Annotated in this window: 13 protein-coding genes; 12 read left to right on the forward strand and 1 reads right to left on the reverse strand. The window is 65.9% G+C overall.

Going from position 1 to position 12,329, the window contains the following annotated elements; all coding sequences use genetic code 11:
• Window positions 1–114 precede the first annotated feature (114 nt).
• The 8 genes from ribBA (at window position 115) to tolA (ending at window position 6,340) form a co-directional block, all read left to right on the forward strand.
• Window positions 115–1,236, forward strand: coding sequence for a bifunctional 3,4-dihydroxy-2-butanone-4-phosphate synthase/GTP cyclohydrolase II (ribBA, locus tag AVHM3334_RS15980; RefSeq protein ID WP_284413860.1), 1,122 nt, complete (start codon window positions 115–117; stop codon window positions 1,234–1,236).
• A 3-nt stretch (window positions 1,237–1,239) separates the two neighbouring features.
• Entirely contained in the window at window positions 1,240–1,704 is a 465-nt protein-coding gene (gene ribH / locus AVHM3334_RS15985) for a 6,7-dimethyl-8-ribityllumazine synthase (RefSeq protein WP_284413861.1), read from the forward strand.
• Window positions 1,701–2,291 carry a transcription antitermination factor NusB gene (gene nusB, locus AVHM3334_RS15990; protein ID WP_284413863.1) on the forward strand — a complete coding sequence of 197 codons (591 nt, stop codon included), beginning with the start codon at window positions 1,701–1,703 and terminating at the stop codon, window positions 2,289–2,291. Before ribH ends, nusB begins: the two co-directional genes overlap by 4 nt.
• A 121-nt stretch (window positions 2,292–2,412) precedes the next feature.
• Entirely contained in the window at window positions 2,413–3,597 is a 1,185-nt protein-coding gene (locus AVHM3334_RS15995; protein WP_284413865.1) for a pyridoxal phosphate-dependent aminotransferase, read from the forward strand.
• Window positions 3,598–3,626: 29 nt separating this feature from the next.
• A complete protein-coding gene (locus AVHM3334_RS16000) occupies window positions 3,627–4,127 on the forward strand; it encodes a YbgC/FadM family acyl-CoA thioesterase (protein ID WP_284413867.1) in 501 nt (166 codons plus the stop codon).
• Window positions 4,124–4,828, forward strand: a complete 705-nt coding sequence (gene tolQ, locus AVHM3334_RS16005) for a protein TolQ (protein WP_284413868.1) — start codon at window positions 4,124–4,126, stop codon at window positions 4,826–4,828. The genes AVHM3334_RS16000 and tolQ overlap by 4 nt, the downstream gene beginning before the upstream one ends.
• 20 nt (window positions 4,829–4,848) lie before the next feature.
• The gene (locus AVHM3334_RS16010) at window positions 4,849–5,274 is read left to right on the forward strand and encodes an ExbD/TolR family protein (RefSeq protein ID WP_284413870.1); all 426 of its coding nucleotides are present in this window, start codon (window positions 4,849–4,851) and stop codon (window positions 5,272–5,274) included.
• Between the two features lie 64 nt (window positions 5,275–5,338).
• Window positions 5,339–6,340: a cell envelope integrity protein TolA gene (tolA, locus tag AVHM3334_RS16015; protein ID WP_284413872.1), complete on the forward strand. Its 1,002-nt coding sequence runs from the start codon at window positions 5,339–5,341 to the stop codon at window positions 6,338–6,340.
• A 248-nt stretch (window positions 6,341–6,588) separates the two neighbouring features.
• Here the strand turns inward: tolA and AVHM3334_RS16020 are convergent, their stop codons facing one another.
• Window positions 6,589–7,926 (reverse strand): MFS transporter, encoded by a 1,338-nt coding sequence (locus AVHM3334_RS16020; RefSeq protein WP_284413873.1) that lies wholly within the window; start codon window positions 7,924–7,926, stop codon window positions 6,589–6,591.
• A 177-nt stretch (window positions 7,927–8,103) separates the two neighbouring features.
• Between AVHM3334_RS16020 and cyoA the strand changes: the two genes are divergently transcribed.
• The 4 genes from cyoA to cyoD are packed head-to-tail and all read left to right on the forward strand — an operon-like array spanning window position 8,104 to window position 12,297.
• Entirely contained in the window at window positions 8,104–9,183 is a 1,080-nt protein-coding gene (gene cyoA / locus AVHM3334_RS16025) for a ubiquinol oxidase subunit II (protein ID WP_284413875.1), read from the forward strand.
• Between the two features lie 51 nt (window positions 9,184–9,234).
• Window positions 9,235–11,238 (forward strand): cytochrome o ubiquinol oxidase subunit I, encoded by a 2,004-nt coding sequence (gene cyoB, locus AVHM3334_RS16030; protein ID WP_284413877.1) that lies wholly within the window; start codon window positions 9,235–9,237, stop codon window positions 11,236–11,238.
• Complete coding sequence (gene cyoC, locus AVHM3334_RS16035) at window positions 11,231–11,872, forward strand: cytochrome o ubiquinol oxidase subunit III (RefSeq protein WP_284413879.1); 642 nt, start codon at window positions 11,231–11,233, stop codon at window positions 11,870–11,872. Before cyoB ends, cyoC begins: the two co-directional genes overlap by 8 nt.
• A complete protein-coding gene (cyoD, locus tag AVHM3334_RS16040; RefSeq protein ID WP_284413881.1) occupies window positions 11,869–12,297 on the forward strand; it encodes a cytochrome o ubiquinol oxidase subunit IV in 429 nt (142 codons plus the stop codon). The genes cyoC and cyoD overlap by 4 nt, the downstream gene beginning before the upstream one ends.
• Window positions 12,298–12,329: the final 32 nt, after the last annotated feature.

Consider the following 12,329-nt stretch of genomic DNA (forward strand, 5'->3'; position numbering starts at 1 on the left):
CACCGTGCGGCCAGCGCCGCACCGCCCGCTCTTTGGAGGCGGCTCTGACCGGGCCGTGGCCGGACCAGCGTGCGGTGCATGCACCCGCCCGGCCCACCGAAAGCCCTGCCCTCCATGAACACCCCCCTGACCCCTGCGCCCATCTCGCCGGTGCAAGACATCGTGGCCGAGATGCGCGCCGGGCGCATCGTCATCCTCGTGGACGAGGAAGACCGCGAAAACGAAGGCGACCTGGTCCTGGCCTCCGACCACGTCACCCCCGAAGCCATCAACTTCATGGCCCGCTTCGGCCGCGGGTTGATCTGTCTCACCCTCACCCGCGAACGCTGCGAGCTGCTGAAGCTGGCGCCCATGGTGGCCCGCAACGGCACCAAGATGGGCACCGCCTTCACCGCGTCCATCGAAGCGGCCGAAGGCGTGACCACCGGCATCTCCGCCGCCGACCGCGCCCGCACCGTGCAGGCCGCCGTGGCGCCGAACGCCGTGGCCGCCGACCTGGTGCAGCCCGGGCACATCTTCCCGCTGCAGGCCGTGGACGGCGGCGTGCTCATGCGCGCGGGCCACACCGAAGCCGGCTGCGACCTGGCCGCCATGGCCGGCTGCAGCCCCAGCGCCGTGATCTGCGAGGTCATGAAGGACGACGGCACCATGGCCCGCCTGCCCGACCTGCAGGTCTTCGCCGCCGAGCACGGCCTCAAGATCGGCACCATCGCCGACCTGATCGAATACCGCAGCCGCAACGAATCGCTGGTCGAAAAAGTCGGATCGCGCTCGCTGCAGACCGCCTTCGGCGAATTCACCGCCCACGCCTTCCGCGACGCGCCCAGCCAGGCCGTGCACCTCGCATTGGTCAAAGGCCAGTGGAGTGCGCACGACAGCGTGGCGGTGCGGGTGCATGAGCCGCTGTCGGTGCTGGACGCGCTGGAAGTCAACCGCTCCATGCACTCGTGGGGCCTGGACAGCAGCCTGCAATACATCGCAGCGCAGGGCCAGGGCGTGGCCGTGCTGCTCAACTGCGGCGAAAGCGCCGAACAGTTGCTGGAACAGTTCGAAGGCCGTGCCCGCTCGGCCCAGGCGCCCGAACGCGGCCGCATGGATCTGCGCACCTACGGCGTGGGCGCGCAGATCCTGCGCGAATGCGGCGTGCACAAGATGCAGCTCATGGGGCCGCCGCGCCGCATGCCCAGCATGGCGGGCTACGGCCTCGAGATCACCGGATACCTTCCCAAGGAATAAGACATGTTTGGCGCAGAAAAAGGAACATCGGACAAGCTCGACGGCAAGAAGCTGCACATCGGCATCGTGCAGGCGCGCTTCAACGAGAGCATCACCAACAGCCTGGCCGCGGCCTGCCGCACCGAATTGCTGGCGCTAGGCGTGCAGGAAAAGCACATCCACCATGTGCTGGTGCCGGGCGCGCTTGAAGTGCCCGTGGCCCTGCAGGCCATGGCGGAAAGCGACGAATACGACGCGCTGATCGCCCTGGGCTGCATCATCCGCGGCGAGACGTACCACTTCGAGCTGGTGGCCAACGAATCGGGCGCGGGCGTGACCCGCATCTCGCTCGACTACCACGTGCCGGTGGCCAATGCCATCATCACCACCGAGAACATGGAGCAAGCCATCGCCCGCCAGACCGACAAGGGCCAGGATGCCGCCCGCGTAGCCGTGGAAATGGCCAACCTGCTGGAGGAACTGTCGTGAGCGATTCCTCGTCGTCCTCCCACCCCGGCAGCGGCGCCAAGCGCCCGCCGCGGCAGTCGCGCACCGGCGTGACCAGCACCGGCGCCCGCAAGGCCGCCTCCAAGTCCAACCGCAGCCGGGCCCGAGAGTTCGCGCTGCAGGCGCTCTACCAGCATCTGGTGGGCCGCAACGACGCCGCCGCCATCGACACCTTCACGCGCGACCTGTCGGGTTTTCACAAGGCCGACGCCGCCCACTACGACGCGCTGCTGCATGGCTGCATCGAGTCGGCCGAAGCGCTGGATGCCCTGATCACCCCCAAGCTCGACCGCAAGATGGCCGAGATCTCGCCCATCGAACATGCGGCCATGTGGATCGGCGTGTATGAGTTCCAGCACTGCCTGGACGTGCCCTGGCGCGTGGTCATCAACGAGTGCATCGAGCTGGCCAAGGAGTTTGGCGGCACCGATGGGCACAAATATGTGAACGGCGTGCTCAACGGCCTGGCACCCACGCTGCGTGCGGACGAAGTGGCGGCCGACAAGGGCGCAGCGAAGCCCCAGCCCCCCGCGAGCGGCGCCCCCGAAGCCCCGGCGGACAACGCCTGAGCGCGACGGGCATGGACGCGGGGCCGCTCGCCCCGCTGCCCGACCGACCGGCCTGCTCGCTCACGCTCACGTCAACGCCACGCCAATGCCCACGCCCGCGCCGTGCGGGCAGGAACAGACCATGCAATTTTCTTCACGCGCGGAGCGCATCGAACCGTTCTATGTGATGGAGGTCACCAAGGCCGCCCATGCGCTGGCGCGCGAGGTGGCCGGCACCCGCGAGCCGATGATCTTCCTGAACATCGGCGAGCCCGACTTCACGGCCCCGCCACTGGTGCAGGAAGCGGCGGCGCGCGCCGTGCACGACGGCACCACGCAATACACGAATGCCCTGGGCCTGGAGCCCCTGCGCGAACGCATCAGCGCCTGGTATGCCCAGCGCTTCGGCGTGCAGGTGCCCGCCCGTCGCATCGTGGTGACGGCGGGCGCATCGGCGGCGTTGCAGCTCGCGTGCCTGGCGCTCATCGATGCGGGCGATGAAATCCTCATGCCCGACCCGAGCTACCCCTGCAACCGCCACTTCGTGAGCGCGGCGGAAGGCAAGGCGGTGCTGATCCCCACCACGCCCGAAGAGCGCTACCAGCTGAGCGCCGCCAAGGTCGAAGCGGCCTGGGGACCGAAGACGCGCGGCGTGCTGCTGGCCTCGCCCTCCAACCCCACGGGCACATCCATCGCCCCCGACGAACTGCGCCGTATCCATGCGGTCGTGCAGTCGCGCGGCGGCGTGACGCTGATCGACGAGATCTACCTGGGCCTGTCGTACGAGGAACGCTTCGGACACACGGCGCTGGCGATCGACGAGAACATCATCAGCATCAACAGCTTCAGCAAATACTTCAACATGACCGGCTGGCGCCTGGGCTGGATGGTCGTGCCGGACGCCATGGTGCCCGTGGTCGAACGGCTGGCGCAGAACCTCTTCATCTGCGCCAGCACCGTCTCGCAACACGCGGCCCTGGCCTGCTTCGAGCCGGACAGCATCGCCGAATACGAACGCCGGCGTGCCGAGTTCAAGGCGCGGCGCGACTACTTCATTCCGGCGCTGCAGGCACTGGGCCTGCCGGTGCCCGTGGCCCCCGACGGCGCCTTCTACGCCTGGGCCGACTGCACCCGGGCCGCAGAGCGCCTGGGCGTATCGGGCAGCTGGGACTTCGCCTACGAGGTGATGCGCCGCGCCCACGTGGCCGTCACGCCGGGGCGTGATTTCGGAGCGTTCGAACCGCAGCGCTTCGTGCGCTTTTCCACGGCCAACTCAATGGCGCAGCTGCAGGAATCGGTGGCGCGCCTGCGCACCCTGCTCGGATGATGGCGGCCAGCACGGTGCCCGGCGCGAACATGCAGGCAACGCCCCAGACAGCGCCCCCGGTAGCGGCACAGGCAGCGCCCCCGGCGGCGGCAGCGTCGCGGTTCGAATGGCCGCTGCGCATCTATTGGGAAGACACCGATGCGGGCGGCATCGTGTTCTATGCCAACTACCTCAAGTTCTTCGAGCGCGCCCGCACCGAGTGGCTGCGCTCGCTCGGCCTGGGCCAGCACCATCTGCGGGAACTCACGGGCGGCATGTTTGTCGTAACGGACGCGCGGCTGCGCTACCTGAGCCCGGCGCGCCTCGACGATGAACTGATTGTTACGGCCTCTTTGCAAGAGCATGGCCGCGCATCCCTGACAATACGCCAGCAAGCGCTCCTGAAACCAGAGCAAATGTCCCAACCCCAGTCCTTGCCCATCCAGCCCGTGCTACTGTGTGAAGGCACCATCCGCATCGGATGGGTCGATGCCGCCACCCTGCGTCCCGCACGCATCCCGGGCACCCTTCTGGAACAACTCTCATCATGAATTCCCAAGACATGTCCATCCTCACTTTGGTGCTCAACGCCAGCTGGGTGGTGCAACTCGTCATGCTGCTGCTGATCGGCGTGTCGGTGGCCAGCTGGGCCGCGATCTTCCGCAAGCTTTTCGCGTTGAAGCGCGTGAAGTCGCTCAACGAAGACTTCGAACGCGAGTTCTGGTCGGGCACCAGCCTGAACGACCTGTACGCCAGCGCCGCCCAGAATGCCAAGAACGCCGGCCCCATGGAACGCATCTTCGCCAGCGGCATGCGTGAATACCAAAAGCTGCGCGAGCGGCGCATCACCGATGCCGGAACGCTGCTCGATGGCGCCCGCCGGGCCATGCGCGCCAGCTTCCAGCGCGAGATGGACGTGATCGAATCCAGCCTGTCGTTCCTGGCCTCGGTCGGCTCCGTCTCTCCGTACGTGGGCCTGTTCGGCACGGTGTGGGGGATCATGCATGCGTTCACGGGTTTCGCCGGCATGGAACAGGTGACGCTGGCCACGGTGGCCCCCGGCATCGCCGAAGCGCTGGTGGCCACGGCCATCGGCCTGTTTTCCGCCATTCCGGCCGTGATCGCCTACAACCGCTTCGCACGCGACATCGACCGCGTGGCCATCCATCAGGAGACTTTCATCGAAGAGTTCTCCAACATCCTGCAGCGCAACCTGGGCGCCCAGCCCACGTCGTCCGCCTCGGGCCACTGAGCAGCACAGGAGAGAGCAGCATGCCCGCAATGGCTTCACGCGGCGGCGGCCGTCGCCGCACCATCAACGAGATCAACATGGTGCCCTTCATCGACGTGATGCTGGTGCTGCTGATCATCTTCATGGTCACCGCGCCGATGCTCACGCCCAGCGCCATCAATGTGCCCTCCGTCGGCAAGGGCGCCAAGCCGCCCAAGGCGTTCGGCCAGGTCATCATCCAGAAGGACGGCAGCCTGCAGCTCAAGACCGGCGACGGCGAGCGCCCCATCACCCTTCAGGGCCTGGGCGCCGCCGCCAAGACCTGGCAGGCCACGCAGCCTCCCGATACGCCCATCCTCATCAGCGCCGACAAGACCGTGACGTACGAAACCGTGGTCAAGGCCATGGACGCGTTGCAAAAGGCAGGCGTGCAGCGCGTGGGCCTGGCGGTCAAGTCGGGCGGCTGAGCCGCACCACCGCCTTTCGCTGCAGCACTTCGCCGCCGCTCCGTTTTCGCCTTTTTCCGATCGCATGCACGCCTCCAACGACCGCGACCAGTTCGCCCCCACCCGTCCGCCCGGGCGCCTGCGCGCCGTCGCGCTGGCCGTGCTCGTGCATGCGGCGCTGCTGGGCGCCCTCACCTGGGGGGTGAACTGGAAGACCAGCGCGGACATGCCTGCCGTGGAAGCGGAGATCTGGGATCGGGTGCCGCAGCAAGCCGCACCCCGCGACGTGCCACCGCCCCCCGTTCCGCAGCCCGACCCTACGCCCGCGCCTCCGCCTCCGCCTCCTGCACCGGCGCCCCCACCGCCACCTCCGCCTCCTCCGAAGGCGGAGCCCGACACGCGCGAGGCCGACATCGCCCTCGAACGCGAGAAAAAGCGGCTGGAGCAGGAAAAGAAAGAACGCCAGCAGCAGGCCGAGCGGGAAAAGCGCGAGCGCGAGCGCAAGGAACAGCTCGAAGAAGAGAAAAAGGAACGCCTGCAAAAGGAAAAAGAAAAGGAACAGCGCGAGAAGGCAGACAAGGCAGAACGCGAGAAGGCCGAGAAAGAGCGCCGCGAAAAGCAGGCCGAGCAGGATCGCCAGGAACAGCAGAAGAAACAGGCCGAGGACAAGAAGAAGGCCGAAGAGAAACGCAAGGCCGAGGCCGCGCAGGCCAAGCAGGCCGAGGCGCAGCGCCAGGAAAACCTGCGCCGCATGCAGGGCCTGGCTGGCGCCACGGGCGGCGAAACGGCCACGGGCACCGCCCAGCGCAGCGCCGGCCCGTCGGGCAGTTACGGCGGCAAGGTGGCCGCGAAGGTCCGCCCCAACATCGTGTACCCGGACGCCCTCTCGGACAACCCGCGCACCGAAGTGGAAGTGCGTGCGTCCCCTGACGGCACCATCGTGGGCACGCGCGTGACCAAGTCGAGCGGCAACAAGGCCTGGGACGAAGCGGTGGTCCGCGCCCTTCAAAAGACCGAAACCCTGCCGCGTGACGTGGACGGCAGGGTTCCGTCATCGCTGGTCATCGGGTTCCGTCCACAGGATTGAGACCGGTCAACGCTGGACGGGCTGCTTGGGGCCTCGCGCCGTTGGCTGCCTGGCCGGGCAGCGAATCCGCTATAAAAAAAGAAGCTGCCAGCGCAATAAAGAAAAGGGTTTCAGGCCCTTTACTGCCTGAAACCCATGTTCTTCTATGGCATATCGCTATTGATTAAATAGCAGCCCGACTCACAGCAGTGGCAAGGCGGTCGCAGCACGCCAGCATGATGCCGCCCCGCTGCGAGCCGGCCCGTCGATCAGTCCCGCCGCTCGATCATGCGGTTGACGCTCAGAGCACCCAGCGTGCAGGCCGCGGCCGACAGCAGGTACAGGCTCACCGCGAACAGCCCGAAGTGCGCCGACAAGCCCAGTGCGACCAGGGGCGCGAAGGCGGCACCCACCAGCCATGCCAGATCGGCGGTGAAGGCGGCGCCCGTGTAGCGGTACTTGGAGGCGAAGTTGGCCGTCACGGCGCCGGCCGCCTGACCGTAAGACAGGCCCAGCAGCACGAACCCGATCAGGATGAAGGCATCCAGCGCCACGGCGCCGCCGCCGATCAGCGTGGGCGCGAAGCCGCTGTACACCGCGATCATCACGGCCAGCACGCCCAGCGTGGTGCGGCGGCCCAGCCGGTCGGCGATCAGGCCCGAGGCGATCATGCTGCCGATGGCCAGTACGCCGCCGATGAGCTGCACGAACAGCACGTCGTTGATCGGCTGCTCGGGATACAGCGCCGCCCAGGACAGCGGGAACACCGTCACCAGGTGGAACAGCGCATAGCTGGCCAGCGCCGCGAAACCGCCGATGAACACGTTGTAGCCCTGCGTGCGCACCATTTCGCCGATGGGCGTGGGCTCCAGTTCACGCTCCTCCAGGAGCTTGGTGTACTCGTCGGTCACCACCAGCCGCAGACGGGCGAACAGGGCCACCACGTTGATGGCGAAGGCCACGTAGAACGGATAGCGCCAGCCCCACGAAATGAAGTCCTCCGCCGACAGGCTGGCGTGCAGGAACAGGAACAGGGCGCTGGCGATGATGAAGCCGGTCGGCGCGCCCAGCTGGCCCAGCATGGCGTACCAGCCGCGGCGGCTGGCCGGCGCATTCAGCGCCAGGAGCGAAGGCAACCCATCCCAGGACCCGCCCATGGCGACGCCCTGCAAAATGCGAAAGAGCGCCAGCAGCACGATCGCATACGCGCCCAGGCTTTCATACCCGGGCAGAAAGGCCATGCCGGCCGTGGAAAAGCCCAGCAGGAACAAGGCAGCCGTCAGCTTGGTGCCGCGGCCCCAGCGGCGCTGCATGGCCATGAACAGCGCGGTGCCGAAAGGCCGGGCCACGAAGGCCAATGAAAAGACCGCGAAAGCGTAGAGGGTTCCCTGCAGCCGATCGACGAACGGGAAGAATACGGTGGGAAAGACGAGCACCGAGGCGATGCCATAGACGAAGAAGTCGAAATATTCGGAAGCGCGGCCGATCACCACGCCGATCGCTATCTCCTCGGGAGCGATGGGGGAGTGTCCGTTCTGGACGGGCCGGGAGTCTTCTTCCGTGGCGCGCGATGAGGATCCGGGGTAATGCTGTGTCAATGTGGTCATCGGCGTGCTCCTTTTGAATGCACCAGCAGTTTTTGCTTTGGCGGGCCAACGAACCTGTCGCGGGCTGCCGCAACCCACTGTAGGACAAAACGTCCCATTCCCACCACACTGGTTTTCACGTAGATTCGATGGCTTCCCGTGGCCATTTCGTGCCGCCTTCCACCTTTCTTGCCCGGTATGCCCTCCATTCACCGACTTCGCGGACTGCTCGCGGTTCCCGCGGCCGCGCTTTTAGCCGGCTGCAATGCCGTCGTGCTCAGCCCCTCCGGCGATATCGCCGCGCAGCAGCGCGACCTGATCATCGTCTCGACCATCCTGATGCTGCTGATCATCGTTCCGGTGATCTTCCTGACCTTCCTGTTCGCATGGCGCTATCGCCAGGCCAACACCGAGGCCGAGTACAAGCCGGACTGGGACCATTCCACGGGCCTGGAGCTCATCATCTGGTCGGCGCCGCTGGCGATCATCATCGCCCTGGGCGCCATCACCTGGGTCAGCACCCACAAGCTGGACCCCTACCGGCCACTGGACCGCATCAGCGAAGGCCGCGCCGTGCCGGAAGGCACCAAGCCGCTGGTCATCGAGGTCGTGGCACTCGACTGGAAATGGCTGTTCCTCTATCCCGAGCAAGGCATCGCCACGGTGAACGAGATCGCCGCACCGATCGACCGCCCCATCCAGTTCAAGATCACCTCCTCGACGGTCATGAACTCGTTCTACATCCCGGCCCTGGCGGGCCAGATCTACGCCATGCCGGGCATGGAAACCAAGCTGCACGCGGTGATCAATGCGCCCGGCAACTTCGAAGGCTTTTCCGCCAACTACAGCGGCGCGGGCTTCTCGGGCATGCGCTTTCGCTTCCACGGCGTCGACCAAACAGGCTTCGACCAGTGGGTGAAGCAGGCCAAGGACGCCGGCGGCGAACTCGGCCGCGACGGCTACCTGCAACTGGAAAAGCCCAGTGAACGCGACTCCGTGCGCCGCTGGGCCACGGTGGCCCCCGGCCTGTATGACGCCATCCTGAACCGGTGCGTGGAAGCCAACCGCATGTGCATGAAGGACATGATGGCCATCGACGCCAACGGCGGCCTGGGCAAGCCCGGTTCGTTCAACGTGGCCTCCCTGGACGACGCGACCCGCTCGCGCCTGGGCCTCGCCGACACGCCCTCGCGCAGCTACGTGGGCGCCATGTGCACCGTCACCAACCCCGAGGGCGCCGTGCAGGCCTCCCCGGCCCCTGCCACGCAGCCGATCTAAGCGGCGCGTCCAGACACTTACTTTTAACGCGCCAACGGCACGCGACCTCCGATGTCCGATCCTACAGACCTCACCCGACTCATCTTTGGCCGCCTCTCCTGGGAGGCCATACCCCTGCACGAACCGATCCTGATCGCGACGTTCGCCGCCGTCATCCTCGGTGGCACCGCCGTGCTCGGTGCCCTGACCTATTTCAAGCTATGGGGCTACCTGTGGCGAGAGTGGTTCACCAGCATCGACCACAAGAAGATCGGCATCATGTACATCATCCTCGGGCTGGTGATGCTGATGCGCGGCTTCGCCGACGCGATCATGATGCGGATGCAGCAGGCCATCGCCTTCGGCGACAACCCCGGCTTCCTGCCGCCGAACCACTACGACCAGGTCTTCACGGCGCACGGCGTGATCATGATCTTCTTCGTGGCGATGCCGCTGGTCACGGGCCTGATGAACTACGTGGTGCCGCTGCAGATCGGCGCGCGCGACGTGGCCTTCCCGTTCCTCAACAACTTCAGCTTCTGGATGACCACCAGCGGCGCGGTGCTGGTGATGGCCTCGCTGTTCGTGGGCGAATTCGCCAAGACCGGCTGGCTGGCGTATCCGCCGCTCTCGGGCATCCTGCACAGTCCGGACGTGGGGGTGGATTACTACATCTGGTCCCTGCAGATCGCCGGGGTGGGCACGCTGCTTTCCGGGGTCAACCTGCTGGTGACCATCGTGAAGATGCGCGCGCCTGGCATGAGCCTCATGAAGATGCCCGTGTTCACCTGGACGTCGCTGTGCACCAACGTGCTGATCGTCGCCGCCTTCCCGGTGCTGACGGCCGTGCTCGCCCTGCTGTCGCTGGACCGCTACGCCGGTTTCAACTTCTTCACGAACGACTTCGGCGGCAACTCGATGATGTACGTGAACCTGATCTGGATCTGGGGCCACCCTGAGGTCTACATCCTGATCCTGCCGCTGTTCGGCGTGTTCTCGGAAGTCGTCTCCACCTTCAGCCGCAAGAAGCTGTTCGGCTACGCCTCCATGGTGTACGCCACGGTGGTGATCACGATCCTGTCGTACCTCGTGTGGCTGCACCACTTCTTCACCATGGGCTCCGGCGCCAGCGTGAACTCGTTCTTCGGCATCACGACCATGATCATCTCGATCCCGACCGGGGCGAAGATCTTCAACTGGCTGTTCACCATGTACAAGGGGCGCATCCAATTCGAAGTGCCCATGCTGTGGACCATCGGCTTCATGGTGACCTTCGCCATCGGCGGAATGACCGGCGTGCTGCTGGCCGTGCCACCGGCCGACTTCGTGCTGCACAACAGCCTGTTCCTGATCGCCCACTTCCACAACGTGATCATCGGCGGCGTGGTGTTCGGACTGTTCGCCGGCATCAACTACTGGTATCCCAAGGCCTTCGGCTACAAGCTCGACCCCTTCTGGGGCAAGTGCTCGTTCTGGTTCTGGCTGATCGGCTTCTGGATGGCCTTCATGCCGCTGTACGTGCTCGGCCTGATGGGCGTCACCCGCCGCATGAGCCACTTCGAGGACGCCTCGCTGCAGATCTGGTTCCAGATCGCCGCGTTCGGCGCGGTGCTGATCGCCCTGGGCATCGGCAGCTTCCTGATCCAGCTGGTGGTCAGCTGGCGCAACCGCGAAGCCCTGCGCGACACGACCGGCGACCCATGGGGTGGCCGCACGCTGGAATGGTCCACGTCTTCGCCGCCACCCGCCTACAACTTCGCGTTCACGCCGCAAGTGCATGACAACGATGCCTGGCACGACATGAAGCAGCGCGGCTACGAGCGTCCCCTGAGCGGCTTCATCCCGGTGCACATGCCCAAGAACACGGCCGCTGGCGTGGTCATCGCCGGCATCTGCACGGTGCTGGGCTTCGCGCTGATCTGGCACATGTGGCTGCTGGCAGGCGTGTCGTTTGCCGCACTGCTGGTCGTGAGCATCGCCCACACCTTCAACTACCAACGCGACTACTACATCGATGCGGACACCGTTGCCCGCACCGAAGCCGATCGCACCCGTCTCCTGGCCAGCCATGTCTGATACCACCGCACTCCACCACCCCGGCGCCGCGGGCGCCCCGGCCAAGCCGGTCTTCCACCTGACGGAAGAACACCACCCCCAGAACGGCACCCTGCTGGGCTTCTGGATCTACCTGATGAGCGACTGCCTCATCTTCGCGTGCCTGTTCGCCGTCTACGGCGTTCTGGGCCGCAGCTACGCCGCCGGCCCCTCCGGCGCCGACCTGTTCGACCTGCCGCTGGTGGCACTGAACACGTCCATGCTGCTGCTGTCGTCCATCACGTATGGCTTCGCCATGCTGGAAATGCAGAAGAAGAAGGTCAACAACACCATGGTGTGGCTGGCCATCACCGGCCTGCTCGGCGCGGCCTTCATCGGCCTGGAACTGTACGAGTTCAACCACCTGATCCACGAAGGTGCCGGCCCGCAGCGCAGCGCATTCCTGTCGGCCTTCTTCGGCCTGGTGGGCACCCACGGGCTGCACGTGAGCTTCGGCATCATCTGGCTCGTCGTGCTGCTGTTCCAGCTCAAGAAGCACGGCCTCAATCCTGCCAACCGCCGCCGCCTGCTCTGCCTGTCCATGTTCTGGCATTTCTTGGACGTGGTCTGGATCGGCGTGTTCACCTTCGTCTACCTGATGGGAGTCCTGCCATGAGCACCCCCCACGATCACAAGAACCTCACCCATACGCACGACGGCCAGCACGGCCATGACGACCACCACGGCCATCACGACGAAGAAGAGGGCGCGAGCCACGGCTCCATGCGCGATTACGTGATCGGGTTCGTCGCCTCGGTCATCCTGACCGCCATCCCGTTCTGGCTGGTCATGGGCAAGGTGTTCGACAAGTCGAGCACGACCGCCCTGGTCATCCTGGGCTTCGCCGCGGTGCAGATCGTGGTGCACATGGTGTACTTCCTGCACATGAACACCAAATCCGAAGGCGGCTGGAACATGCTGGCGCTGGTCTTCACCGTGGTGCTCGTGGTCATCACGCTGGCCGGCTCGCTGTGGGTGATGTTCCACCTGAACGCCAACATGATGCCCATGTCGATCCACGACATGAAGAACATGCCTTGACCTCTCCTGCCGGCAGCGGCGCTGCTTCTTCG

Origin of the sequence: Acidovorax sp. SUPP3334, assembly GCF_030159055.1 — a bacterium.
Taxonomy (GTDB): Bacteria; Pseudomonadota; Gammaproteobacteria; order Burkholderiales; family Burkholderiaceae_C; genus Paracidovorax.